At 51.1% G+C, this 25,657-nt stretch carries 20 protein-coding genes and 3 pseudogenes; 19 read left to right on the top strand and 4 right to left on the bottom strand.

Annotation, left to right across the window (positions count from 1 at the left end):
* The first annotated feature begins 67 nt into the window (after window positions 1-67).
* Window positions 68-820 carry a MerR family transcriptional regulator gene (locus DFP98_RS30295; RefSeq protein WP_116064381.1) on the top strand — a complete coding sequence of 251 codons (753 nt, stop codon included), beginning with the start codon at window positions 68-70 and terminating at the stop codon, window positions 818-820.
* Window positions 821-1,092: 272 nt separating this feature from the next.
* Here the strand turns inward: DFP98_RS30295 and DFP98_RS40335 are convergent, their stop codons facing one another.
* A complete protein-coding gene (locus DFP98_RS40335; protein WP_220377192.1) occupies window positions 1,093-1,215 on the bottom strand; it encodes a putative holin-like toxin in 123 nt (40 codons plus the stop codon).
* A 114-nt stretch (window positions 1,216-1,329) separates the two neighbouring features.
* Between DFP98_RS40335 and DFP98_RS30290 the strand changes: the two genes are divergently transcribed.
* The 4 genes from DFP98_RS30290 to DFP98_RS30275 all read left to right on the top strand — a co-directional run bounded on the left by DFP98_RS30290 (window position 1,330) and on the right by DFP98_RS30275 (window position 5,272).
* Complete coding sequence (locus DFP98_RS30290) at window positions 1,330-1,950, top strand: nucleotidyltransferase domain-containing protein (protein WP_116064380.1); 621 nt, start codon at window positions 1,330-1,332, stop codon at window positions 1,948-1,950.
* Window positions 1,951-2,035: 85 nt separating this feature from the next.
* Window positions 2,036-2,716 (top strand): response regulator transcription factor, encoded by a 681-nt coding sequence (locus DFP98_RS30285; protein WP_116064379.1) that lies wholly within the window; start codon window positions 2,036-2,038, stop codon window positions 2,714-2,716.
* Between the two features lie 190 nt (window positions 2,717-2,906).
* Window positions 2,907-4,064, top strand: a complete 1,158-nt coding sequence (locus DFP98_RS30280) for a sensor histidine kinase (protein WP_246016891.1) — start codon at window positions 2,907-2,909, stop codon at window positions 4,062-4,064.
* A 170-nt stretch (window positions 4,065-4,234) separates the two neighbouring features.
* The gene (locus DFP98_RS30275; RefSeq protein WP_181918030.1) at window positions 4,235-5,272 is read left to right on the top strand and encodes an alpha/beta fold hydrolase; all 1,038 of its coding nucleotides are present in this window, start codon (window positions 4,235-4,237) and stop codon (window positions 5,270-5,272) included.
* A gap of 39 nt (window positions 5,273-5,311) precedes the next feature.
* On the opposite strand, the pseudogene DFP98_RS30270 reads toward DFP98_RS30275, so the two are convergent.
* Window positions 5,312-5,407, bottom strand: a pseudogene (locus tag DFP98_RS30270) (SDR family oxidoreductase); the annotation flags it as partial.
* Window positions 5,403-5,489 (bottom strand): annotated as a pseudogene (locus DFP98_RS30265) (3-ketoacyl-ACP reductase); the annotation flags it as partial. The pseudogenes DFP98_RS30270 and DFP98_RS30265, both read right to left, overlap by 5 nt.
* A 115-nt stretch (window positions 5,490-5,604) precedes the next feature.
* Between DFP98_RS30265 and DFP98_RS39900 the strand changes: the two are divergent.
* From DFP98_RS39900 to DFP98_RS30250, 3 genes and pseudogenes are all read left to right on the top strand, one after another.
* Window positions 5,605-5,745: pseudogene (locus DFP98_RS39900) on the top strand (AraC family transcriptional regulator); the annotation flags it as partial.
* An 81-nt stretch (window positions 5,746-5,826) separates the two neighbouring features.
* Window positions 5,827-6,486: a type A chloramphenicol O-acetyltransferase gene (gene catA, locus DFP98_RS30255; RefSeq protein ID WP_116064376.1), complete on the top strand. Its 660-nt coding sequence runs from the start codon at window positions 5,827-5,829 to the stop codon at window positions 6,484-6,486.
* An 87-nt stretch (window positions 6,487-6,573) separates the two neighbouring features.
* Window positions 6,574-7,092, top strand: a complete 519-nt coding sequence (locus DFP98_RS30250) for a GrpB family protein (protein ID WP_116064375.1) — start codon at window positions 6,574-6,576, stop codon at window positions 7,090-7,092.
* Here the strand turns inward: DFP98_RS30250 and DFP98_RS30245 are convergent.
* Window positions 7,073-7,978, bottom strand: a complete 906-nt coding sequence (locus DFP98_RS30245) for a phosphotransferase (RefSeq protein WP_116064374.1) — start codon at window positions 7,976-7,978, stop codon at window positions 7,073-7,075. The genes DFP98_RS30250 and DFP98_RS30245 overlap by 20 nt on opposite strands.
* A gap of 346 nt (window positions 7,979-8,324) precedes the next feature.
* Between DFP98_RS30245 and DFP98_RS30240 the strand changes: the two genes are divergently transcribed.
* The 11 genes from DFP98_RS30240 to DFP98_RS30190 all read left to right on the top strand — a co-directional run bounded on the left by DFP98_RS30240 (window position 8,325) and on the right by DFP98_RS30190 (window position 25,548).
* Window positions 8,325-8,831 (top strand): AAA family ATPase, encoded by a 507-nt coding sequence (locus tag DFP98_RS30240; RefSeq protein ID WP_116064373.1) that lies wholly within the window; start codon window positions 8,325-8,327, stop codon window positions 8,829-8,831.
* A gap of 25 nt (window positions 8,832-8,856) precedes the next feature.
* Window positions 8,857-9,594 carry an MBL fold metallo-hydrolase gene (locus DFP98_RS30235; protein ID WP_116064372.1) on the top strand — a complete coding sequence of 246 codons (738 nt, stop codon included), beginning with the start codon at window positions 8,857-8,859 and terminating at the stop codon, window positions 9,592-9,594.
* Between the two features lie 181 nt (window positions 9,595-9,775).
* Window positions 9,776-11,521 (top strand): sensor histidine kinase, encoded by a 1,746-nt coding sequence (locus tag DFP98_RS30230; RefSeq protein WP_116064371.1) that lies wholly within the window; start codon window positions 9,776-9,778, stop codon window positions 11,519-11,521.
* Window positions 11,518-13,140 carry a response regulator transcription factor gene (locus DFP98_RS30225; protein WP_116064370.1) on the top strand — a complete coding sequence of 541 codons (1,623 nt, stop codon included), beginning with the start codon at window positions 11,518-11,520 and terminating at the stop codon, window positions 13,138-13,140. The genes DFP98_RS30230 and DFP98_RS30225 overlap by 4 nt, the downstream gene beginning before the upstream one ends.
* Window positions 13,141-13,263: 123 nt before the next feature.
* Window positions 13,264-15,000, top strand: a complete 1,737-nt coding sequence (locus tag DFP98_RS30220) for an extracellular solute-binding protein (protein WP_116064369.1) — start codon at window positions 13,264-13,266, stop codon at window positions 14,998-15,000.
* Window positions 15,001-15,116: 116 nt separating this feature from the next.
* Window positions 15,117-16,031, top strand: a complete 915-nt coding sequence (locus tag DFP98_RS30215) for an ABC transporter permease (protein ID WP_116064368.1) — start codon at window positions 15,117-15,119, stop codon at window positions 16,029-16,031.
* A 16-nt stretch (window positions 16,032-16,047) separates the two neighbouring features.
* Window positions 16,048-16,932 carry a carbohydrate ABC transporter permease gene (locus DFP98_RS30210; protein ID WP_116064367.1) on the top strand — a complete coding sequence of 295 codons (885 nt, stop codon included), beginning with the start codon at window positions 16,048-16,050 and terminating at the stop codon, window positions 16,930-16,932.
* A gap of 37 nt (window positions 16,933-16,969) precedes the next feature.
* Window positions 16,970-17,701 (top strand): MOSC domain-containing protein, encoded by a 732-nt coding sequence (locus tag DFP98_RS30205; RefSeq protein ID WP_116064366.1) that lies wholly within the window; start codon window positions 16,970-16,972, stop codon window positions 17,699-17,701.
* Between the two features lie 398 nt (window positions 17,702-18,099).
* On the top strand, window positions 18,100-21,951 hold the full coding sequence (locus DFP98_RS30200; protein WP_116064365.1) for a sugar-binding protein: 3,852 nt from the start codon (window positions 18,100-18,102) through the stop codon (window positions 21,949-21,951).
* Window positions 21,952-22,008: 57 nt separating this feature from the next.
* On the top strand, window positions 22,009-23,328 hold the full coding sequence (locus DFP98_RS30195; RefSeq protein WP_116064364.1) for a GH39 family glycosyl hydrolase: 1,320 nt from the start codon (window positions 22,009-22,011) through the stop codon (window positions 23,326-23,328).
* A gap of 243 nt (window positions 23,329-23,571) precedes the next feature.
* On the top strand, window positions 23,572-25,548 hold the full coding sequence (locus tag DFP98_RS30190) for a beta propeller repeat protein (protein WP_116064363.1): 1,977 nt from the start codon (window positions 23,572-23,574) through the stop codon (window positions 25,546-25,548).
* Window positions 25,549-25,657 lie beyond the last annotated feature (109 nt).

Raw genomic sequence — 25,657 nt, 5'->3', positions numbered from 1 at the left:
AAAAGGTTCGACTTGACTCTCCTCTTAGGGGAGGCTATAAGCTACGTATGGAAGGGAGGAATGGGTAATGCTGTACACGGTAAAAGAAGTATCGGAGCTGTCCGGCGTGACAATCAAAACGCTTCATCATTATCACAAAATCGGTCTCCTATTGCCGGGCAAAATAAGCGAGGCCGGATACCGGATGTACGGGTCTAAAGAGCTGGAAAGGCTGCAAGAGATACTTTTTTACAAAGAGTTGGATTTTCCCTTGGATCAGATCAAAGAAATCATGGAACAGCGTGCAGACCGGTTATCCCTTCTTTCGCAGCAGGAGGAGTTGCTTCTTAGCCGCAAATACAGGTTGGATAGCATCGTTCAAACCTTGCGTAAATCCATTTCATGTGCAAAGGAAGGGGAAACCATGGATAGTATGGAGATGTTCAAAGGTTTTCAAAACGAGGAAGAGTGGAACGAGGCGCTGGCCGAGCAGAATCAACATTTGCAGATTACGTATGGGATGGAGTCCTTAGAGGTTGCTCCGACTGATGTTCAGAAACTGAATGAACAGGCGGTTGAAGCTATGACATTTATGAATAACATGGCGGGATCGCTAAGAGATGGCATCAAACATAACGATGAGAGAACAGATAATTTGCTTCGAAACCATCTAGAGTTTATGAATGAGCATGGGAATATAATTACGGCTCATGACTTCGCAGCACAAACTCGATTTTTTCTAAGCGATGACTTCCATCTTAAAATGCTCGAAAGCCAGCAAACTGGGCTGGCTTATTATCTTTCGGCTGCGGCGGACTCTTTCTCGGCGGCGAATCCATAAAGCTTTTTTGGGCGTGGGGAAAAGGAACAGGAGTGATTTAGATCTCGTTTGCAGAATTCGATCGCAACGGGAGATAAATAAGAACAGAGAGGCGGCGCCGGACAAAAGAAAGAGGAGGATCACTTGTTTATGCGATACCGCATATGTTAAAATCGCAATAGAAAGACCGAGTGCAGCGAACACTCGGCCTATACAATTGGCTTGGATGGGGTATCCCTTCAAGTTAATGACGGACAAAACCCACCTTTGGCGCTAACCTTGGGGTGGGTTTTTTACTTTCTCTTGTAGTTAATCGCGATGTATGTTAATAGTGCAATGATAAATGTGCCAAAAGAATCATGATTGTGATTGCATCTACTATTTCCATGGCTCCCTCCTTTCCGAAGGGAAACCATGCCCACCCAAGATTCAATTGTATACTTTCATTTTACCTTTAATGCGGCATGGGATCAAATGTTCTTATTGAGGAAAATCAGATTAAATTCGGCACTGAATTAAGGAGGATAACTTTGAGAACGGACATCGACAATTGGACGCCCTTAACTGTATCGGAGATAGGCGCGATCTTTTCGGAGATCCCCATTACGTGGTGCATTGCTGGAGGATGGGCTTTAGATCTGTATTTAGGCAGACAATCAAGGAAGCATGCGGATATAGACATAATCGTTTTACGCGAGCAGCAGGCAATTGCATTCCAACATTTATCCAAGGGATGGCAGTTATACAAAGCCGATGAGGGAAAGCTTGCACTTTGGGAGGAGGGAGAGTACCTACCTCTTACTAATGATATTTGGGTGAGTAGGGATGGCGGTTCACCATGGGCATTCCAAATCATGCTGATAGATGTAGATCAAGACTTGTGGATTTATGGCAGGGAACAATCGATTCGCAGGCCGATAACCGATATCATTGCGCGGACACAGGAAGGCATCCCCTTTTTAAAACCGGAGATCCAGCTTCTATACAAGGGCGGCAGTTCGAAGATCAGGGAAAAGGATCATCATGATTTTTTAACTGTAGGTCCCGAACTGACGCCGATGGCTCAAGAGTGGCTCCGATCTTCATTAATAAAGCAATTTCCCGAAGGACATGTCTGGATGGACCACATGGGAAAAGGGGGCCGGAGGTAGCGTAGCACCCGGGATTTTTCTGTTCATACTGAGTTTAAACGGATATCGTAAAATGTAGCGAAACAGGTGAAAAGGGGGAAAGCGGATGCCCAAAGTGCTGGTTGTAGACGATGACGCACACATTCGCGAATTAGTACGACTATACCTTGAAGATGAAGGAATCGAAGTCGTGCAGAAGGGAAACGGCGCTGAAGCGCTGGAGTACGCCGAGAATCACTCGCCCGATCTGGTCATCCTGGATATCATGATGCCGAGAATGGACGGCTGGGACTTGTGCGCCAAGCTCCGCGAGCTTGGGGACATGCCGATTCTCATGATTACCGCAAAAGGCGAGCCGGCCGACCGGATCAAAGGCTTCAAGCTGGGGACCGACGATTATCTCGCCAAGCCGTTCGACCCGATGGAGCTTACGCTGCGGGTTAAAGCGCTGTTGAAGCGTTATCGGATTTCCTGTTCCCAAACCGTCCGGCTTGGTCATCTGCAGTTAGACCGCAGAAGCTACCAGGTGGTGAACAAGGACGGTTTGGAGATTACCCTGCCGATGAAGGAGTTCGAATTGCTCTACAAGCTCGGGAGTTATCCGGGGCAGTTGTTCACCCGGGATCATCTCATCAGGGAAATATGGGGAACGGATTACGAAGGAGACGAGCGGACCGTGGACGTTCATATCAAGCGACTTAGGGATCGCTTTCCCGAACACGAGTCTGATTTCCGCATTGTAACGCTGCGAGGTCTCGGTTACCGCATGGAGGTGTACCGGGATTAAATCGCTTTATACCCGCATCGTCCTCTTATTCATCGGCGTCATCGTAGTCAGCCTTGTTATTGCTTCCTTCGCGTCTACGCTGCTGTTCCAGAAACCGTTCGAGCAAACGCTGGAGAACAGCCTGGAGTCGAACGGCAAGCAAATTATTCAGACTTACCGTTCGTCCTCCGGAACGGAATTGATTCCTTTCATGAACAACGTTTCCAACCTATCGATTTATGCGATTCAACTATTCGACGCCTCGGGCAAGCCGTTGCTGGAAGAGGGCGCGGAGCCTGTCGTTCCCGATGAGGAACGGATTCGTCGCGTGTTGGCCGGCGGAGTGGCCAGGCACATTGAGAACGAAGGCCGGTATCCGATGGTCGGACTCCCGTTTCCGGTTAACGGCGAGTCCTATGCCTTATTCGTCATGCTGAAGAGCAACGAATTGTGGATGCAGTCGAGCAGAGAAGTCAACACGGAGCTGCTGACCGTCTTCTTGATCGGAAGTTTTCTCGTTCTGGCCGCTGCACGATTCATCGTGAAGCCGCTTCTTCAGTTGAGGGATGCGGCCGGACGAATGGCTCAAGGCCATTTTGACGTGCAGCTTCGGACGAGCCGCAAGGATGAGATCGGCCAGCTTAACGCGAGCTTTAACGAGATGGCGCGGGAGCTTGCCAAGCTGGACCGGATGAGGCGGGAATTCGTGGCGAACGTATCGCATGAGATCCAGTCGCCGCTGACATCCATCTCCGGTTTCGCCAAAGCGATGAAGCAGAAGCGCATGAGCGAGGAAAGTCGGATGCATTACCTGACGATTATCGAGGAAGAAAGCGATAGGCTGTCCAGGATCAGCCACAACCTGCTGCGGCTTTCTTCCTTGCAGCACGATCGTCATTCCGTCCAATCGGCGGCTTTCCGGCTTGACGAACAGCTCCGCAACGTCGTCATCGCTCTGGAGCCGCAGTGGTCGAGTAAAGAGATTGATGTCGAATTAGACCTGGAACCGGTAACTATCCATGCGGACGAAGATCAACTCAGCCAGGTGTGGACGAATTTGCTGGGCAACGGCATTAAATTCACTCCTGTTCGCGGGAGGGTTGGCATTCGCGCCTATATCGACGATCGATCGGCGATCGTCCGCATAGCGGATAACGGAATCGGAATCCCGGAGGATCAGCGGACGGATATTTTCAAGCCGTTTCATAAAGCGGACAAGGCCCGTGACCGAGCCGTTAGCGGAAGCGGGCTGGGATTGTCTATCGTCAAACAAATCGTGGATATGCACAAAGGAGAAATCCGGGCGGATGAAGAGCCGGGCGGGGGTTCGGTTTTCACGGTGCAACTGCCGCTTGGGAGGGAGCTGTAACAACCGCATAGTCACATTCGTCTGATTACATCACAAACGGAGGCCTTCGGCCTCCGTTTTTTTTGTAACGTTCAGTTCATTTTCAATTCAAAAGCGAAGCTTATAGTATCCCTAGACGAATGAAAGGAGAAAACGGGAGAAAACATTACTTGTACAGTAGGAGGAAGATTATGCGTTTATTTATCAGTCCTTGGGTAAAGCGCGTGGCTATCGCCATCATTATCTTGGCAATCGCTCTAGTCGCAATCGGTGCCATTTATGAGCAGACAGCCCGCAATAGGGCTGCTAAAGATTATCCGGCGCCTGGAGAGCTTGTTGATGTTGGAGGTCGCAGAATTCATCTGAATTGCGAGGGGCAAGGCACACCGCTCGTCTTGCTGGAAGCGGGAGCAGACACAAGCGGATCTGCGCTGTGGCAGCCCGTGCAGGAAGAGGTCGCGCGTTTCACAAGAGTGTGCTCCTATGACCGGGCAGGCATTATGTGGAGCGATCCGGCCAAGGATCAGCGAAACGGTCTCGCCATTGTCGAAGATCTTCACAAGGTTCTGCGCGCTGCAAACGAACAACCGCCTTATATTTTGGTCGGTGCGTCTATGGGCGGTCCGTACGTCATGACGTACACCAAGAACTACGGAGATGAGGTTGCTGGGATGGTTCTGGTCGACGCCTCGCATCCTGAGCAGACCGCGCGCCTCGCCCAGGCCACAGGCGAATCGGAGAGCGATCCGATTCCATTTGCATTTCGCGCGCTCGCCGCAATCGTATGGACCGGATTGCCGAGACTCGTGCTGCCCGATGCCGAAGTTCCCGAGCTGCCGCCCCAAACGGCTAAAGCCATCACAGCCTATCAGCCGACATCGCTCAAAGCCGCCTTCGCGGAGGCAGCCGTATTCGAAGATTCACTACGGGAGGCTGGCACGTTTCGCACCCTCGGTAATCTGCCCCTTGCCGTTCTCTCCAGAGGAAAGCCTTGGAGCGCCTTCACGGAAGCCGAACAGATCGCAAGCGGCCTCACGGAAGAACAGTTCAATCGTGCGGAAGCGGCTTGGGCAAGCATGCAAGCCGAGGAGGCCAGTTGGTCCACCAACAGCACGCACCAAGTCCTTGCAGACTCCAGTCACGTCATGCAGCTGGAGCGCCCGGATGCCGTTATCTCTGCTATTAAGGATGTCTTTGGAAGGGTAACGCGCGCAGATGCAACTCCCTAGCGGAGTCTCCTAGAAGTTCCTAGTAGTTGTTCTAATGGTTCAATTAAAACCGCCATTTACGCGGATCGTCTGGCCCGTTATCCAACGGGCTTTATCGCTGACCAGCAACTCGATCGCATTCGCGATGTCCTCCGGATTGCGCTAACTGGATGGCAATTTGTCTTCCGATGCCGCGAGACGCACCGGTAACGATTGCGACTTTCCCTTTTAAACTCATTTTCTTTCCGCTCCTTATCTATAATGTTGAAAATGATTATAATAAGTATTAGCCTTGTACCGGTAGGCCATTCCTGTTCGATTTTTGCCTAATTCTCTTCCGTCGCGATATTTTGCAGGCTTCCGATGCGGCGTTCCGTGTCGGGTACGAGAGTCCTTCCCAGTTCAGCCGGGAATATGCGCGTATGTACGGCCAGCCGCCGATGACGGATGTTCAAAAGCTTCGCTGCTCAATCAGGGACTCCGAAGTAACCTAATAAAAAAGGAATGTGGTATGGATATGGTTAAAGCAGTTGATTGTCCCTCCTAGAACTAAAAAAATTTTAGGAGGGCAAAAAATGATTTTTCATCCGATTGATAAGGATAGTTGGCCCAGAAAACCTTATTTTGAACATTATTCAAACCATGTAAGATGCACCTACAGCATGACCGCCGATCTCGACATCACCTTGTTGCGGACTGAACTGAAAACCAATGGGATTAAGCTGTATCCGGCTTTAATCCACATGATTGCGACGGTAGTTAATCGCCACAGTGAATTCCGAACTTGCTTTGATTCGGAGGGGCGGTTGGGAATATGGGACCGTATGTCTCCCAGCTTCACCATTTTCCATGAGGAGAATAAGACCTTCTCAAGTATTTGGACCCCTTTCAGCGAAGAGTTTCAAACGTTTTACGATGGTTACCTTCAAGGGATAGAGACGTATAAGAATGCGAAGCAGCTTTTTCCCGACACGAACGAACCGCCGAACACGTTTCCGGTTTCCAGCATCCCTTGGGTTAGCTTTACTGGATTTAACTTGAATGTCTACAATGACGGAACCTATCTGCTGCCCATATTCACCATTGGAAAATATCGCGATCAGGACAAAAAGGTATTGCTGCCTCTATCGGTGCAATTCCATCATGCAGTTTGTGACGGTTACCATGCCGGCGTGTTGTTTAACGAGCTTCAGGAATTGGCGGAGGGCTGTAAGTGCTGGCTTGCAGGTAAATAATCTTATTCAATTGCAACAGGCTGCTAACAGAAATGTTGCAGCCTGTTTTTTCGGAACAATTCCCAACAAGTCTGGGGAGGATCGGTAATGAAGGTCAGACTAAGCGATTATAATGAGGACTGGATAAGACTGTACCAAGAAGAAGCCGATTTTCTGAAGTCTATATTTGAGGATCAAGTCGTTCGTTTCGAGCATTTTGGGAGCACATCAGTGCCTGGCTTAAAGGCCAAACCCGTAATAGACATGATGTGTATTGTACAAGATATTAACAGAATCGATTTATACAACGATAAAATGAACATGCTTGGATATGATGTAGCCGGAGAGTGGGGCATTTCCGGGAGAAGACTATTCCGCAAAGGCGGCGAAGAAAGGACTCACCATATTCATTTTTATCAAACAGATAACCCCCAAATTGAACGACATTTAATATTTAGAGATTATCTGAGATGTCATCCTGAAGAAGTGGCAAGGTACAGTCGATTCAAGGAAGAGTTGGCTGAACGCTTCGAAAACACAAACGAATATAGCCCGGCAAAAAAAACGTTCGTCAAGGAAATGGAGCAGCTTGCACTTTCGTGGTTCGCTACTCGATTTCTTTCATAAGGTTTTCTAGATCATTCATTAAATCGGGTATCCATGTCACTGAACCGGGAATTAGGGAAGTTCCCCCGTATACAAGCCATCTAAGTGTTTTAATAAGCCAACAGATCCCGCCGATTGCGACTTGCCTATTTAACGATTCTATAGACGTATCGGTATCCATTTCATTGTGAAATGCGAATACGAGATCCTCCTTTCGTACTTTGCTCCAAGTCTGTGCTTCATTAGCTAAACAATATAAATCACCGAGATGGGGGCTTAAATAAGCAATTGACCAATCAATCGGTAATATTCGATTCCCCTGAATGATAAGGTTTTTGGCATGGTAGTCATGATGGACCAGCGTAAGCGGGGTTGTTCTATATAATTCATCTATAATAAAAGGAAAAGTGTTTTGTAGCCGTGAAAGCACATTGTTTTCCGAAAGAATATTCGACTTAAGAAGGTCATCCAAAAGTGCAAGAAAGTCCGAAGCCGATACTGTGTATGCACGCTGGATTTCACTTGGAAGGTTTGCTCCTAAGTTAGCCGATGCAACCTTTCGCAGATTTGCCAATTCCCTCGCTGCTTCTAGAAAGAGATCGGGCTCAGGTCGTTGTTCTAAATTATCTCTTCCGGCATCCTCCATAATCATGATGGCGCTAGTTTTTAATTCGTAAAACTCAAAAATGCGTAGTGACTTTATCTTTAGCGGTCTTACCAGCTGTTGATAAATCGCCGCTTCCCCGGCCATTTCTTGTCCGCCCCACTTAATAATACGAGTTTCACCTGATTTCAATGTTACTCTGTATACTTCAGACAGGGACCACCGCCTTAGGAGTGACCATTCGGTTACTTCATGAAGTAAGGGAATTATTGAGCCATATACAGATAGCCGTTCTGGAATCATACAACTCCTCCTGTAATCGAGATTTTCTTACAGGAATAATCTTCACACGAATATCGCTGAAAATATAGACTTATAGTTAACTGTCGGATATGATGTTGAATTAGGTCTTGATAAATTTCAGGACTCCTTTTTTATTTGTAAATCATTTACTGACATAGTCAGAATAGGCTGCAAGCGTCAACTGGAAAAAACGCTTATAATAAATTAATATCACCCCCCATACAGTACTGCTCAGGTAAAATTGAGATCTAAACCAATTAATGGGGTTTGGGAAGTTCAGTTAACCAAAGACGAGTACGTACAACTTTTAAATGTTAGCTCCAAAAAATGAGACGAGGCGGAACTAATGGAAAATAAACTGCCTTTATTTATCGTTACGGGTGCAAGCGGTTCGGGGAAATCTTATGTCATCAAGGAACTGCGGAGAATAATGCCCGAATTTGATATTTTTGATCCGGATCATCTTACTGACTTTATCGGGCATGATTGGGAGAAGATGCGTAATATATGGCTTCGCGTGGCACGAAACATCGCACAAAGCGGACGGATGACGATCCTATGCGGAACGATGATGCCGTGGGATATTGAGAAATGCGCGGACTTTCCCTTTTTCAAGCATGTTTATTACCTCAACTTGCATTGCGATGAAGAAACTCGCGAGAAACGGCTGCGTGAAAGAAATTGGTCGGAGGAAGAGATTCAGACCCACAAAGATTTCGCGAAACGATTGCTTGAGATTGCCGATGAGGTCTATGACCCGCCTATGCCAACTATTGATACAACGGAAACAAATGTAACCGAGGTAGCTGTTACAATAAAAGAATGGGTTCTTCGATACGCTTTAACTGTATGAACCTTACTTAAAGGAGGACAAATGAGTGGGAAACTATCATTTACTAGAGATAGAGTTTGAGAATAATGGACAGAAACAAACGATTACCCCGGTGCTTCTTCAAGATGATCGCGATCTCATTCTTGTCGATTGCGGCTATCCCGGTTTTATCCCCCAGCTTGAAGAAGCGGCTAATAGGTACGGCCTTACACTCGCTTCGATTACAAAACTAATCGTGACGCATCACGACATGGACCATATCGGTTCGCTGGCTGCGTTAAAGCGGGCGTATCCGCAGATCAGCATCGTCGCGCCCGAGCTGGAAGCGCCGTATATTGAGGGAAAATCAAAATCACTGCGACTCGAACAGGCGGAATCGACGCTTAGCGTATTGCCGGATGAGGCCAAATCGCAAGCGGAGCAGTTTATTCGTTATTTACAATCGATAGAGCCGATTCCTGTCGACCAGACAGTCTCCAATGATGAACGACTGCCTTGGTGTGACGGCATCGACGTAATCCACACGCCGGGACATATGCCGGGACATATATCGTTGTATTTGCCCGCAAGCAAAACATTGATCGCAGGGGACGTCGTTGTCATCGAACATGGGAAGCTGAATATCGCTAATCCGCAATTTACAATGGATCTGCCTGAGGCCGTTCGTTCCGTTCAGCGGTTACTGGACTATGAGATTGATCAACTTATTTGCTATCATGGCGGTTTGTTCCATGGCGATGTAAAGCAGGCGCTTCGTCAGCTCCTTCGAGAATATGCTAGTTAAAGTGAATTTACACACGATTGAGAGTGTGATATGGTTTCGTTGTTGAAACTTCGGTTTCATATGACGAAACCTTTTTTCTTGCATTAGCAGGATTTTTCGCCTTCGAAAATTTTGTCGAATACGAGAAGTCTGACAGAGTACAATGAGAGTAGAGTTGGCTGAGAGAAGGAAGTGATGGCTGTTGAACCTCGAAGAAAAAGTAACTTCAATTCGGCTTTTCCCCAAGCTGCTCCTCAGTTTTCTGCTCGTTCTTGCTCCTCTGTATGTCATAGGCGTACAGATCAATATGTCCGGTTCCAAGAATGTGAAGCAGGAAATAGAGGACTCCTTGTCTTCCCGTGCGGATCTGTATATGGAAATGCTCGACAACGATTTAGAATCGATCCTCTTCTCGTTACAGGACTTTGTCGTTAACGACGATGCGCTAGGATTAGGAATGGCCGTCAGCGTGATGTCCGATATGGAGAAGACTCAGGCGATTTTACGCTTAAAGGAGAGAATGGACAATCTATCCCGTTCAAGCAATTTCATCAAGGAAGCGGCGATTTCCATCCCGCTGATCGATCGCACCATCTCGTCGAACGCCGATTCGATTACCGATTTTGACCGGGAGCAATTTCAAGGGCTGCTGCAGAAAGTCAGTCCTCGCGATATGCCCTTCTTACAATGGCAGGACCGGTTGTTCATTCCGCTCGTTTATCCGCCGGGTTCAATGGGCATTCCCCCCTTATTCGTCGTTGCGGTGGAAATATCCAAACCGGAATTGAATTCGACGCTAGCCCGGTTTTCCAACAAAGGCGGGGGCGTGATGCTTGTCGGCTTATCTGATAATCAAGTAATTGCAAGCGCTTTCGATATCCCGGATGAGTTATATGCGAAGCGTTCGGAGTTGATGAAGGAATCTAAGGGAAACTCGCTGCAAACCGTGACGATTGAGGGAGACTCTTATCTGGTGGCGCGGGAGGATTCGGACACCTCGGGGATGAGCCTGATTATGTACGTTCCGGCCAAAAACGTAAATCCGGCTCTGCAAACCCATCGTTATTGGCTGATCGTCCTGTCAATCGCATCGGCGATTATCGTGATCATTTTCTCCATCGGGATTTATCGAATGATTCATAGACCGTTGATTCGTCTGCTGCATTCGTTCCGCCGCATCGAGAAAGGGGAGCTTAATCTGACACTCCAGTATCCGCTTAAGGACGAATTCGGCTACCTGTACGGAAGATTTAATGCGATGGCCAAGCAACTGAACATCCTGGTGCACGAGGTTTACGAACAAAAATATCGGGCGCAATTGTCCGAGCTTCGTCATCTGCAGTCCCAGATTAACCCGCATTTTCTCTATAACACCTATTTTATTTTATATCGCATGGCGCAATTGGAGGATAACGAGAACGTGATTCGTCTTACCAAGCATCTAGGGGAATACTTCCAATTTATAACGCGGGACGGAGCGGAAGAGGTGTCGCTCGAGAAGGAAATCCACCATGCCAGAACCTATACGGAGATCCAGACCATCCGTTTCTCCCCCAGAATCGAAGCAAACTTCGGAGATCTACCGGAGGGGCTTGAGAATAGGCTTGTGCCTCGCCTCATTCTTCAGCCTATTATCGAGAACGCCTACAATCATTCGCTTGAGAAAAGATCGAAGGGCGGATGGTTGAATGTGGAGATGGACGTATACGGGGAGCATCTGGTTATCACGGTCGAGGACAACGGACAGCAGTTGACCCCGGACAAGCTGGAGGAAATGCGGAATAGACTGCAATCGTACGACGAACCTGCCGAAAGCACGGGCATGCTCAACGTTCATCGCAGGCTTAAGATCAAATACGGCGAGACGGGCGGACTCCGTCTGAGTACAGGCGAAAGAGGCGGACTGAAAGTCGAAATCGTGATTCCGCTCGGAGAGGTGAACCAATGAAAAGATTGCTTATCGTGGACGACGAGCCCTATACGGTTGACGGGCTGTACGAGATGCTCTCCAATGTCGAGGATCTAGAGCTCGATCTCTATAGCGATTATGCCGCCGAAGATGCCATGTTAAGACTGAGCCGATCGAAAATGGACATCGTGCTAAGCGACATTCGCATGCCCGGCATGGACGGGTTGGAGCTGCAGCAATGGATTCGGAGCCGTTGGCCAAGATGCAAAGTCATCTTTCTGACCGGGATCGGGGATATTTCCTATCTACAGCAAGCGCTGCGGGCAGGCGGAATCGATTACATTCTGAAAACGGAAGGCGACGAGGCTATCGTTCGCGCCATTCGCACCGCTATTGCGGCATTGGATGAGGAGGCGAGGAACGACCAGTTCATGCTTCGCGCGAAGGAGCAGGTCCGGCAAGAGTTGCTCCTGCTACGGAGAGAGTGGTTCGCGGGCTTGACCGACTTCGCCGGCACTCCGTTGGATTTCGCGGAAGCCCGTTTTCGTGAACTGGAATTATCGGTGTCGCCGGCGAATCGCGTGCTGCTCGTACTGGGCAGAGTGGACCGATGGCCGGAGATGACGACATCGTCGAATAAAACGTTGCTGCTCTACGCGATTCAGAACATAGCGGAAGAATATTTGGAACAAACGCGGTTTCAATCGATCGTGCTGAACGATTCGCAGTTCGTATGGCTAATCCAGCCGGGCAGTTCGGAGGAGGGTCCGGAGCTTGCGCGTACCTGGGAGGAAACTCTGACCTTCGCGACAGGTACGTTGGACAGCATCCAAGCCACCACGAAGGCGCTTCTTCGCTTGCCGTTGTCCCTCGTTACGACCGGGGAGTCCTCGGACTGGGAGGAAATTCCCTCTACCTACAACACGGTCAAGAAGAACATGATTCTTGGTCTTGGAACGGGTACCGAGATGTTAATTCTAAAGTGCGAATCCGAGGAACAGCTGGAATATCCCCACTCGCTGTCTGTTCGAAGGCTGGCGGAGCTGGAAGCGGCTCTGGAGACGGGGAACAAGGACGAATTCAACGAAAAGCTGGACGCCGTGTTCTCCATGCTCCCGCATCAGTATGGACTATACGCCCAGACATACTATTCGGTAGCCGTGCTGCTTCTCGGATATTTGATGAAAGCTTCGGGAGGCATGTCGGATAACGAAACTATGATGGCCAAGCTCATGAATCTCGGTCACCATGTTCCGAAGGAGTCCGCGTTGCAAGCGTTGAAAGACGCCGCGGAAGGCTTGTTCTCCGGCAGGATGACGACGCTCGACGAACGGACGAATCGGATTATTCACAGATTGAATCAACACATTCGCGAGCATTTGGATGGCGACTTGTCGCTCGATCGGCTCTCGGAGCTCGTTCATCTCAATTCGTCCTACCTTTCGACAATGTATAAGCAATATACCGGCCGCAATTTATCCGACTATATCTCGTTTCTGCGGGTCGAGAAAGCCAAGGAAATGTTAGCCGATTCCTCTTGCAAAATTCACGAAATTTCACTGCGGGTGGGCTTTGGAACGGCGGGTTATTTTACGCGTTTCTTCAAGAAATTCACCGGTCTTACGCCCAAAGAATACCGCAATTCACACTTGGAATGAATCGGCCGACAAGTGACAAACGAAAGATAAGCATTCTAGAAGAAGTGAAATATACGGAGCTCCCTTGCGGGTTTATACTGAAAACGAAAAATAAAACCTACGGTAATTAGGGGAGGAACAACGTTGATCCACTCATCGAAAATCAAGCTGTCCTATGCGTTGCTGACGATGGCCGTCGTCCTATCCGCATGTTCGGGAGGCAACAACGCCAAGCCGACAAACGGCTCGTCCGCGTCTCCGTCTGCGTCGCCTTCCGCGACGGCCTCCGCGACAAGCTCCGCCTCCGCTTCGCCGGCAACGAGCGAAGAGACGGAAGCCGACCTGCAGTTCGGCAAATACGATCCGCCGATCGAGGTGTCTACGGTTCGCGCAGTCGGCAGCGATTTGAAATTTCCGGAGGGGCAGTCTTGGGAGGATAACGTGTGGACTCGCAAGCTTATGGACTCCTTGGGGATCAAGCTTAAGCACCAATGGATCGTCAACACGGATCAAGGCACGGAGAAGATGAATATTTCCATTGCCTCGGGGAACCTTCCGGATTTCTTCTCCGTCTCCGCTACGCAGCTCAGCCAGTTGGTGGAAGGTGGACAGATTATGGATATGACTGAAATCTATCAGAAGCATGCCTCTCCGACCTTCAAGAAATATACGGAGAGCGTCACCAACGGCCTGGCGACAGCCACTTTCGACGGCAAAATGATGGCGCTTCCTACCGGACAGGCGACGAGCGACAGTGCGCCCTTGCTCTGGATTCGGAGGGACTGGCTGAAGAAGCTGGACTTACCCGAGCCCAAGACGATGGCCGACGTGCTGGCCATCTCCGATGCATTCACAAACCAAGATCCAGACGGCAATAACAAGAAAGATTCTTATGGATTGGCCGTCAATAAGACGCTGCTGATGTATAACGGCGGGCAGGCATTCGGCTCGTTGGAGGGCTTCTTCAACAGCTATCACGCTTATCCGCAGAGCTGGATTAAGGGCGAAGACGGCAAGCTGGTCTATGGCAGCATTCAACCGGAGATGAAGCAGGCGCTTGCTTCTTTGCAGCAAATGTACAAGAACGGGCAGATTGACAAAGAGTTCGGGGTGAAGGGCGACGCTAAGGTTCTGGAGCTCGCCAGCGCGGGCAAGCTAGGTATGGCCTACGGTCCGATGTTCTTCTCGCTGACGCTGCTGGATAGCCGCAAGAACGATCCGAACGCCGATTGGCAGGCGTATCCGATCGTCTCCACCGACGATCAAGCAGCCTATTCCCAGACGCAGGCGAACGCGATCAGCGACTACTACGTAATCAATAAAAACGCCAAAAATCCGGAAGCGATGTTCAAAATGATCAACGTCTCCGTCGATATGGACACCAACCCGAACGTCTCCCAGGAGGAGTACGAAGAATTGAACTACGTCGACGGTATCGAGGTCTGGCAGTACTTCCCGTTCTTCGTCGTGAATCCGAACAAAAATCTGGAGGTTCACAAGAAGGTCGTCGCGGCACTGGACAGCAAAGATACGACGGGATTGAACCAGGAGCAGTTGGATGCCTATAAGAATAGCTTGGCAATGGAAGAGGGCACGGGCGATGCGACTAATTGGGGCATGAGTAAGGTGTTCGGTAGAGAGGGCTCCTATTCGGTCATCGACAAGCTTCTGTCCGCAAACTTATTCAAACCAAGCGAATTCATCAAATCGCCGACTAAGACGATGACGATCAAGAACGCGACGCTGCAGAAGCTGGAGATTCAGACGTACACGAAGATCATTATGGGCGAGTCCCTTGATTCCTTCGATAAGTTCGTCGAGGATTGGAAGAAGCTCGGCGGCGATCAGATTACGGTGGAAGTCAACGAAGCAATGCAATAGAGACGATAGGGTCGACCACCGAGTCGGCGATGGAAAAGCGGGGGCGGTCAAGGGAGGTTCCTTGCCGCCCCAAGCTTTATCGAATGCCCCTCGGCGGGGAAGGAGCGCAATTAAAAATGAAGATTCGATGGACTGGACAAATAGGAAGAATGCGAACCCTTCCCTTGCATTTCATGATTTTGCCCGGCCTGGCTCTAGTGTTGATCTATTGCTACGGCCCAATGATCGGAATCGCCATGGCGTTCGAGAGATATATTCCGACGCGAGGAATTACGGGCTCCGAATGGATCGGATTGGACAACTTCCGGTATTTGCTCGATATGCCGGATTCCATGGACGTTCTAAGAAATACGATCGTCATCTCGTTCATGAAGATCGTCGTGGGTTTGTTCGTTCCGATTGTTGTCGCGCTTTTGTTAAACGAAGTGAGGAAGGAGAGCTTCAAGCGCGGAATTCAGACGATGATTTATTTGCCTCACTTCCTTTCGTGGATTATTCTTGGCGGCGTGCTGATCGACATCCTCTCTCCGACGAACGGATTCGTGAACGATATTTTGGGTTGGTTCGGGATCGAGCCGATCTATTTTCTGGGCAGCAACAATTGGTTTCGTGTCGTGTTGGTTACTTCGGACGTATGGAAGGAATTCGGTTTTAATACGATCGTTTATTTGGCGGCATTGACGGGTATCAATCCGAGCCTCTACGAGGCCGCGATCGTGGATGGGGCTAACCGCTGGAAGCAGACTTTTCATGTGACGCTGCCGGGTATGCTACCGATTATCGTGCTGCTGGCGGTTCTCAGTCTGGGCAATGTTCTGAATGCGGGCTTCGATCAAGTGTTTAATCTATACAGTCCCCAAGTATACGAAACGGGGGATATTATCGATACGTTCGTCTATCGAACCGGATTGGTTGAGACGCAATACGGCGTAGCTACGGCGGCCGGGTTGTTCAAATCCGTCGTGTCGTGCATCTTCGTCATCGCGGCGTACGTGATGGCATACCGTTTCGCCAACTATAGAATTTTCTAGAGGGAGCAACAATCCTATGGTAGAACGCTACTCCCGCGGCAGAGTCGCTTTCGTCGCGTTTAACTATATCTTTTTGGCCTCGATGGCTGCGGTTTGTTTATTGCCTTTAATTCACGTGCTCGCCGTATCGTTTAGTTCAAGCCAGGCCGCGGCAGCCGGATACGTCAAGCTGTGGCCCGTTCAGTTCACATTAAGAAGCTACGAATTCGTGAGCGGCAAACAAGAATTTCTCGACTCGCTGCTCATTACGTTGGAGCGGGTCGGCATCGGCGTTGCGCTTAACATGCTGCTGACCGTTCTTATTGCCTATCCGTTATCCAAGGAGACGTCGGCATTTCGTTCCCGAACGCTTTACGCATGGATATTTGTTTTCACCATTCTATTCAGCGGGGGACTAATCCCGCTGTACATGATTGTGAAAGATACGATGATCATGGATTCGATCTGGGCGCTCGTACTGCCCGGAGCCGTTCCCGTCTTCAACGTTATCCTGATGCTTAATTTTTTCCGCGGGCTGCCGAAGGAATTGGAAGAAGCGGCTTATATCGACGGAGCGGGGCATCTGACCGTACTGTGGAAAATCTACATTCCGCTCTCCATGGCATCGCTGGCGACGGTGACGTTGTTCTCGACCGTCGGCCATTGGAACTCCTGGTTCGACGGCTTGATCTTCATGAACTCGCCCACGGATTACCCGCTGCAGAGTTATCTTCAGACGGTCGTGATTCAGCAGGACCTCAGTTTGTTCTCGGTCAAGAGCATGGAGCGCTTCTCGGAAATCAACGATCAAACGGCTAAGTCGGCCCAGATTTTCTTGGGCGCGCTTCCGATTTTGCTACTTTATCCGTTCCTGCAACGTTTTTTCATCAAAGGGATTGTTCTGGGCAGCGTCAAAGAGTGACGCTCGCCCGCATTTCACGGGGAAGGGATGCACAAGGATGGCGATTGTCGGCACTGTTCGCGAAATGTACCGGTACCCCGTCAAATCCTTTGCGGGAGAACGGTTGGAAACGGAATGCAGAATTGAATCCTACGGGATATTCGGAGATCGTCTTCATGCTTTCATAGACGAGACGAAGGAAGGCTGGAACAGCTTTATTACCGCGAGGGGAATCCCGGCTATGTTAAGCTATCGCGCGATTCTTGAGGAGAAAAGCGCCGAGGACGGGGAACCCTGCGTCATCGTGACGGCTCCTGACGGGAAGCAGTACCGCTGGGACGAAGAGCTTCTTCGCGAAGTCCAGCAATTCGCCCGTGTGAAAATAAGCATGAAGAGCTATAGACCGAAGAGCGGGGGCGGGACCGGAATTGACGACAGCCATATTCTGATCGTCACGGACCGTTCGCTTCTCCGGCTCGAAGCGTTATGGGGGAAGGAGCTGGATCCGCGCCGATTCAGGGCAAATCTCATCGTTTCGCTCAACGACGAAGAGGCGGAAGAGTCGGAGTGGATTGGCAAAAACGTGACCATAGGAAGCGCGGAGCTGCGAATCGATAAAGGCTGCGAGCGCTGCGCGATGATCGGCCTGCATCCGGACACGCAGGAACGGGATCCTTCGTTGCTGAAAGTCGTCAACAAGGAGCTGAAGCTAATCTTCGGCGTCTATGCCTCCGTCGTTAAACCGGGTGCGATCGCGGTCGGCGACAAGGTTCTGCTGAGGAGTCCGTAAGATTCATATTTTGGAATCGAGTCAAGGGGCTGTCCCATAAGCGAAGTTGCTTAAGATGATCCATACACAAAGTAAGGGGTATGTACCTCCTGTAGATTGCCTCATACGCTCCCGAAATTACTCTGTAACGGGTTTACCCATTCAGATTTCGGGAGCGTATAGCATCGGAAGGAGGTACATACCCCTTTAACCTTTAGTAGGGATCATCTTTGAGAGCAACTTGAAGCGATTACGGGACAGCCCCTTGGCATATTCGTAGCCAATGAATCTTGCGAACGGAAGATAAGAGTTCTATAGAAAGTGACATATACGCTCTAATCCCCCTTTTGTATACTGGGAAGCGAAAGGCTTGGAAGCAAGGCTGGATCGCGCTACACCACTACTGAAGAGGGGTGTCCATGATGAGAGCTTCAAAGCACGGGAGCAGCAAAGGTTCGTTAATGACGCTTGCGGCAAGAGTATTCACGGTCTTACTGGCATTTGCAATGATCGCAGGTAATGCAGGGAACGTAGGCCGTTTTTTACCGCAACCGCTAACGGCTTACGCCCAACAAGGGACCGTCGAACAGACGATCAGCGATTTCGAAAGCAACGACGAAGGCTGGATTTTCCACAACGGGCCTGAATACCCCGGCGCGACCGGCGGCTTGGTTGCGGAAACTAACGATTCCTACGAAGGAACGAAATCCGGCAAGCTAACGGGGGACTTCTCCGGCGGAGGCAACTACGTCTCGATGTACATGGACTTGGCCGACGTAGACATGCAAGAGCTGCGGTTCTGGATCAAGACGGAGGATTTGGCTTGGCTGGCGCTCCGGCTCACAGACAGTACCGGCCAAATCCATCAGCAGGAAATCGATATTACGCCCGGTCCGAACTGGCAGGAGATCGTGATCACGGATCTGGCCGGCGGGAACGAACCCGGAACGTATCATTGGGGCGGAGCGGAAGACGGTTTATGGCACGGTCCCGCTATCCGCGTGGGCTTGAATCTCGAGTACGGGGCTTTCGTGAACACGCCGACCACCGGAACGCTGCTGGTCGACAAGGTGACCGCTACCGTCCCTGACGGTCCGGCCGGGCCGTATTACGACGACGAGATCATCAGCGACTACGAAGGGAACGACGTAGGCTGGGCGTTCCATAACGGTCCCGAGTTTCCGGGAGCGACGGGAACTCTTACCCGGGATACGAACGAGCATCATACCGGTGCCGCTGCCGGGAAGCTGACGGGGGATTTCACGAACGGCGGAGTTTACGTCTCGATGAACAAAGAATTGCCGGACATCGACATGGAAGAGCTCAGTTTCTGGGTGAAAACGCAGGATCTTAACGCGATCGCACTTCGTCTGTTCGACGAGACTGGACAAATTCATCAGCAGCGGATCGAAATCCAGCCGAACGGAAACTGGCAACAGATCGTTGTCACGCATCTAGCCGGATTGCCCGGACCCGGTACCTACCATTGGGGCGGAGCGGAAGACGGCCTATGGCATGGCCCGGCCATCCGCATGGATGTACTGATGGAAGAATCGGAACTTGTAGGGACACAAACAAGCGGAACGCTCTGGATCGACGACGTAAGCGCCCATGTGCCTAGGCCGACGATTCGTATTAAGCAGGATCATCTGGGGAATTCGTTCGGTACGGCCGAGACGATCGCTTTCCAAGTCGACCTAGCGCAGGACGCCGATCTGGTCTGGTCGGCGACCGACTTCTGGGGGCGTCGCGTAGCGGGCTCCGGCACCCAAACGATCGACGGCACGGCGCAGCTGCAGCTTCCGCAGTTAGGCAGCGGGTATTACCGCTTTAAGGTTGAGGCAAGCTCGGCGGGACAACCGGTCGGTACGGCCGAGACGACGTTCTCCGTACTGTCTCCCGTCGACCTGAGCCAGACGAACGCCTCCTTTTTCGGCGTAGCGACTCACTTCGCGCATGGCTGGAATCCCGATATGATTCCTCTGATCGAGAACGCTGGAGCGAAAAATTTCCGCGATGAGATGTATTGGAGCCGCATGGAGCCGAGCGCGGGCGTCTACGAGACGCCGGAGGATTACACGGAATACTACGAGACAGCGGTAGATAACAACCTGGAACCGCTGATGATCTTGTCGTTTAACAATGCGAATCACGACGGCGGAGCAACGCCTTATACGAACGCCGGCAGACAAGCGTTCGCCGACTACGGCAATGCGCTGTTGAGCGATTTTCCCGCCACCAAGTGGGTGGAGGTTTATAACGAATTCAATATTATGGGCGATTTCGGAGATGGACCGGCGGATAATCTGCCCTCTTACTACTACGAATTGTTGAAGACCAGTTACCAGACAATCAAAGCGGCCAATCCCAGCACGATCGTCATCGGCGGGGTAGTCGCGCATAACGACTGGAGCTGGATGGAGGAATTGTTCCAGCTCGGAGGGCTTCAATACATGGACATTCTGTCCGTGCATCCGTATAACTATCCCGCCTCTCCGGAAGGGATGGAGGCGGAGCTAAAGCAGCTCGACACTCTCGTGAAGCAGTACAATAACGGGCAATCCAAGCCGATCTGGGGAACGGAGACCGGATGGCCGACTCAATTGGACGCCAGAGGTATTAGCGAGTCCTCGCAAGCCTCGTACGTCGTGCGCGCGAATGTTACTCAGCTGGCGGCGGGCGTCGAGAAAGTATACTGGTACGATTTCATGAATGATGGGATCGACCCGATCATTAACGAACAAAATTTCGGCTTGATAAGGAATGCGAGGGATGCGCTCGGCAAGTACGCGCCTAAACCGGGATACGCCGCTTACGGCGTCATGACCCGACAGCTGGAAGGCAAGCCGTATGATCACAAGGAGACCGTCGCAGCCGATATTTACAGCTACATCTTCGGTAGCGGAAGCGGCCAGCAACGCGTTCTCTGGTCTTCCACACCGAAGCAAGTCGCGATCCAGACGAGCTCTCCGATCGTGATTACGGACGTGATGGGCGGAACGACGACTTTAAATCCGCACAACGGTTATGCATATTTGACGGTTACGGGAGCCCCGGTCTACATGAACGCAAGCTCGTCTACCGTTATCGCGAACAATCGATTTACGCTCACAGGCGGAGAGGCCGTTAAGGGGGAAGCGGCGGTTCTCACGTTGTCCGTCGATAACACCGCTTCGGGCAGCCAAGCGATCAGCGGAACCGTCGAGGTTCAAGGAACAGCGGTGGCGATCAACGTCGGGGCAGGCCAACAGCAGCAGTACCAGATCTCGGTTCCGGCTTTGAGCAACGATCAGACGTTGTTCGGAATCGTGAAAGCGGGAGGTCAGGCGATCGCGAAGCTGTCCGCCGACGTCCGTCTAGTGGATCCGGTCGTCTTCAGCGCCAAGCATGTTCTGACGGGAAGCGGGGATGCGATTCGCATGGCGGTCGTTAACCGAAGCTCGCAGCCCTATACGCTCGACGAAGTGGATTGGCAGGTTGGCACCCAAACCGGGACCTTGAACGCGGGGTTGACCGTTGCCGCCCATTCGTCGGGAAGCATCGACTTGCCCGTCACGGGGCTGACGGCCGGAACGCCTTACGCGACAACGTTGTCGTTCCTGGCGAACGGATCGATTGCCTACGTCTACGAAGGCAAGCTGATCGGCCGCAATCCATCCGCCATGAAAGATATGAAAAATCGGACCGTAACGGTCGACGGCACGGCGGATGCTAATCCGGGCACGCGGATCGCCAATCTAGCGACCGATGGCAACAACTTGATTCAGAACTACGGCGGAAGCTCGGATTTGAACGGCGACATCTGGCTGAACTGGGATCAGAACAACGTCTATATTACCGCCAAGATTCAAGACAATGTCTTCTCGCAGACGAGTCAAGCGGGCTCGATCTGGCAAGGCGACAGCTTGCAATTCAGCATTGCCCAGGGCACTCCGGGAGAGAGCGGGTTATGGCACGAGTTCGGAGCGGCGTTAACGCCGCAAGGGCCGGAACTGTTCCGTTGGTTAGGTACGGAAGGTTATACTTCGGGGCCGGTGAGCAATGGAAACGTGGCGATCACTCGCAACGAGACCACGAAGACGACTTTCTATGAAATCGCCTTGCCATGGACGGAATTGGCTCCGGCCGCTTCGGGCGACGGCATGCTCAGCGTATCCCTGCTCGTGAACGACAACGACGGCACGGGACGCAAAGGGTACATCGAGTGGGGAAGCGGCATCGGAGACGAGAAGGATAGCGCGCTATTCCGTTCACTCAAGCTCGTCCCGTAATTTGTACCTATCCGAGAAATCACATCCAAAAGGCTTATGAAGGGGTAGATCATCACGATGGATATTCAAGTTCGGCCCGATCGTACAAACGGGCCTCTGAAAAAGCTGCATGGGGTGAACAACGGACCTGTCAGCTTCGGCTCGTTAGTCGATCTAACGGAGCATTTTCGCAATGCGGCATTCCCGCTCGTCAGATTGCATGACGTGAATTGGCCGCATGCATGGGAAGTAGACATTCATACGATTTTCCCCAATTTCGACCGCGACCCGGAAGATCCGGCGAGCTACGATTTCGAGAGAACGGATGCTTATCTCGCGTCCGTTCTCTCGACGGGAGCTAAAATCGTCTATCGCCTGGGTGAAAGCATCGAGCATACCAAGACAAAGTATTATGTGCACCCGCCTAAGGATTACGAGAAATGGGCGAAAATATGCGTAGGCATTATTCGGCATTATAACGAGGGATGGGCGAACGGATTTCATTATGGAATCGAGTATTGGGAAATCTGGAACGAGCCGGACAATCCCGACAATCAGGTGATGTGGACGGGGACGGCCGAGCAATATTATGAGCTATACCGTGTCGCCTCGCTTGCGATCAAGCGGCATGACTCGACTCTTAAGGTCGGAGGACATGCGGCCACGATGGTCAATCACCCGTTCACTCAGGGATTTATCGAGTATTGCCGTACACACGTACTGCCGCTTGATTTTTTTACATGGCATACGTATGCCGGCGACCCGGAGGCGATCGCGGCGAACTCCAGGTTGGTGAATCGCTGGCTGGAAGAAGCGGGCTACTCCGACATGGAGTGTCACTTGAACGAATGGGGCTTCTTCAAATCCGCAGGCGAGCAGTTATGGAAGCCTGAAGGGGCGATGCAACGGCAAACGACTTTCGAACGGATCAAGAACGAAGAGGGCGCTTCGTTCGCGGCGGCGCTGTTCGCTCTGCTCCAGGATTGCCCGGTTCATGAAGCGAATTACTACGACGCTCAGCCCCATAACTTATTTTGCGGACTGTTTGATCGTTACGGCGTGCCGACGAAAGTCTACGATGTGTTCCGCAAATTCAACGAGTTATGCGGATACTCGCATCGGATAGAAGCCGAAACCGGAGATGGAGCGCAAGGGGTATATGCGCTTGCCGTAACGAACGACTCTGGAGGCTCGGCCCTGTGGATCAGCAATTTCGGCGGTGAGAGCAGAGAATACCGAATCTCTTGGCCGGAGCTCGGTTCGCGACAGGGCGAGTGGCTGATTATGGATCGGGAGCGGCGGTTCGATCGCTTGGAAGACTCCGGAATCGCGAGGGAGGGCGGGACGATTTCCGTATTTCTGCCTAAGCATTCCGTGCTATTCGCCAAGTTCGATTAAGAAAGGAATGCATTGAACTTTCTCTTAGAAGGGGCTGTCCCATAAGTAGGAGCGTACATGGTTATCGGTACGACTCTTTCACTTATTGGGCAGCCTCTTTTTCACTTTTTCATGATTGGAGAAAGATACTGCCGCGGCTTGCAAATCACCTTTTTTCGATTAGTCGGGACAACCTGTCGAATTATGTATATAATAAATGGAAAAGTTTACCGATATATCGACCGAAAAAGGAGATATTTTGCTATGCGTATGTTTCGCAGTTTGACCTTGTTGCTTGCATTCATTCTCGCTACTCCCTTGTATTCGTCGCCGATGGTTCAGGCAGAGGAGGTTGAATTCACGGATCCGACTCAGTCGGAAGCGACAGACGAAGAGCAGCTCGAATGGACGAAGCTCTATCCGGAGCTTACAGACCTCGCTAACCATAAGGATCTCTATGCTTACGGCAACGGAATATACGTCAGCTCGGACGGCTGCACGTCGAAGGACGGAGTCACCTGGAGTAAAAATCCGCAGCTCGAAAATTTCGAGATGCAGGCGATCGTCTGGGGCAAAGGCCGGTTCGTCGCGCTCGAATTTAAGTTACACAACAAATCGTCATTGTGGACTTCGGCGGACGGATTGAACTGGACGGAATACGATTCGACTATCGACAAGCTGGATTCGATCGCGTTTAACGGCAGCAGGTTCGTAGCCGTCGGCGGCGACAGCGACGGAGCGCTTGTTATGACCTCCGAAGACGGCTTGAAATGGACCCAGCGCAAAACCGGCATGAAGTCGGCTCTAGGGGATATCGTCTGGGGCAACGGCACGTTCGTCGCATTAAGCGGCGAAGGCACTTCCGCCGTGTCCAAAGACGGCATAACGTGGAAGAAGGTTGCGATCCCGACGAAGGATAAGACGATTCGCGATCTTCACTTCGGGGGGAGCACCTTCATCGTGGTTGGAGATTACTTGCTGCTTACGTCCAAGGACGGGGTCAAATGGACGTCCGTGCCATCGGACGGTATCTTCTGGAACAGAGTCATATGGGTAAAGGATCGGTTCTTTGCCGAGGGTTCGAAATATTCCAATGACAGGATCGAGTCGTTTTCCGTATTAAAGACGTCGAAGGACGGCAAGCAATGGGTCGACATGATAGGCGTCGGACCGCTGCCTTCCAAACAGTACTTGACGTTCGGAACCTACTATAATCTCAATATGCTGCATGACGGCAAGCAATATGTCATCTATACGGACGTCGGAATCTATACGTCCGCGAACGGGGTACAATGGAAGCTGCTCAAGAAAGTCGCTCTTCGGCCCGTTCATTTGAACAGCATGGCCGTCGGAGGGGGCAAGCTGGTCGCCGTTGGCGGCGAGGTGGACGACTACTACCCCCAAGCCGAGAAAGCGGCGGATAGGGAGCTATGGTCCATCGATTCCAAGGGGGTCGACCGCTCCAGTTTTGAGTTTGGCAAATTCCCGCTTTACGATGTTCTGTGGACGGGCAGTCAATTTTTTGCCGTTGGGGCGGAAGGCCTGATGATGACGTCCAAAGACGGGGTCAAGTGGAGCAAGGCCGCCGCTACGCCGATCAAAGAGTCGTTTTCTCGTATTATCAAGGCCAACGGAATTTATTATGTCACCGGTTCGAACGGACTTATTATGACTTCGAAAGATTTGAAGACGTGGACGAAGCACAAGACAAACACGACGGCGTCTATCTACTCCATTGCCTGGAGCGGCAAAAAGTTCGTTGCAGTCGGCGAATGGGGAGTTACGCTAGTCTCGGATAACGGCACGGTATGGAAGGCGGGCAAACAAATCAAAAGCCCTAACGGGGACGCCATATACAATCTGTCGGACGTGATATGGGGCAACGGAATGTTCATCATAACGGCTGCGCAGAGATATCATGTGGATCGGGAATACGCCTTGTTCAAATCCGAGGACGGTACGAAATGGAAGAAGCAAAGCCTTGAATATTCGAAACCGGCAGGAATGAGTACGCTATCTCCGAGTTTGTACAGTATTCGTTATTTCGAAGATACATTCGTAACGGTTGGCAATAACGGATCCGTATATCTGTCCAAGGATGGCAATCGCTGGTCGAGGCATGCGGTTCCCGATAACGTTATCCTGTACTCGGCACAGTTATTCAACGGCAAGCTGTATGCAACGGGGGGCTTTACGGATCAAGTATATTTGGCCGAGTTCATAACTGCCGACAGTCGGTGACGGACTCGGGCTAAAGAGGAGCTGACACGCCTTATCTGCAAGTGACCTGGCGAGTGACTTGTTGCGGCTCTCTTTAGGCTTTTCGGTATGTCCAAGATTCGTGTGAAGG

This window comes from Cohnella phaseoli (genome assembly GCF_003386235.1).
Lineage (GTDB): Bacteria > Bacillota > Bacilli > Paenibacillales > Paenibacillaceae > Cohnella > Cohnella phaseoli.
The sequence above is the reverse complement of the archived record's forward strand: the minus strand, read 5'-3'. Positions and strand labels throughout refer to the sequence as shown.

What these genes read in the sequence shown, in the direction of transcription:
- DFP98_RS30200 (WP_116064365.1), top strand. Translation starts at nt 18,100, where the DNA reads ATGATGAGAGCTTCAAAGCACGGGAGCAGCAAAGGTTCGTTAATGACG.
- catA (WP_116064376.1), top strand. Translation starts at nt 5,827, where the DNA reads ATGATTTTTCATCCGATTGATAAGGATAGTTGGCCCAGAAAACCTTAT.
- DFP98_RS30215 (WP_116064368.1), top strand. Translation starts at nt 15,117, where the DNA reads ATGAAGATTCGATGGACTGGACAAATAGGAAGAATGCGAACCCTTCCC.
- DFP98_RS30210 (WP_116064367.1), top strand. Translation starts at nt 16,048, where the DNA reads ATGGTAGAACGCTACTCCCGCGGCAGAGTCGCTTTCGTCGCGTTTAAC.
- DFP98_RS40335 (WP_220377192.1), bottom strand. Translation starts at nt 1,215, where the DNA reads ATGGTTTCCCTTCGGAAAGGAGGGAGCCATGGAAATAGTAGATGCAAT.
- DFP98_RS30225 (WP_116064370.1), top strand. Translation starts at nt 11,518, where the DNA reads ATGAAAAGATTGCTTATCGTGGACGACGAGCCCTATACGGTTGACGGG.
- DFP98_RS30285 (WP_116064379.1), top strand. Translation starts at nt 2,036, where the DNA reads ATGCCCAAAGTGCTGGTTGTAGACGATGACGCACACATTCGCGAATTA.
- DFP98_RS30190 (WP_116064363.1), top strand. Translation starts at nt 23,572, where the DNA reads ATGCGTATGTTTCGCAGTTTGACCTTGTTGCTTGCATTCATTCTCGCT.
- DFP98_RS30250 (WP_116064375.1), top strand. Translation starts at nt 6,574, where the DNA reads ATGAAGGTCAGACTAAGCGATTATAATGAGGACTGGATAAGACTGTAC.
- DFP98_RS30205 (WP_116064366.1), top strand. Translation starts at nt 16,970, where the DNA reads ATGGCGATTGTCGGCACTGTTCGCGAAATGTACCGGTACCCCGTCAAA.
- DFP98_RS30240 (WP_116064373.1), top strand. Translation starts at nt 8,325, where the DNA reads ATGGAAAATAAACTGCCTTTATTTATCGTTACGGGTGCAAGCGGTTCG.
- DFP98_RS30280 (WP_246016891.1), top strand. Translation starts at nt 2,907, where the DNA reads ATGAACAACGTTTCCAACCTATCGATTTATGCGATTCAACTATTCGAC.
- DFP98_RS30245 (WP_116064374.1), bottom strand. Translation starts at nt 7,978, where the DNA reads ATGATTCCAGAACGGCTATCTGTATATGGCTCAATAATTCCCTTACTT.
- DFP98_RS30275 (WP_181918030.1), top strand. Translation starts at nt 4,235, where the DNA reads ATGCGTTTATTTATCAGTCCTTGGGTAAAGCGCGTGGCTATCGCCATC.
- DFP98_RS30295 (WP_116064381.1), top strand. Translation starts at nt 68, where the DNA reads ATGCTGTACACGGTAAAAGAAGTATCGGAGCTGTCCGGCGTGACAATC.
- DFP98_RS30195 (WP_116064364.1), top strand. Translation starts at nt 22,009, where the DNA reads ATGGATATTCAAGTTCGGCCCGATCGTACAAACGGGCCTCTGAAAAAG.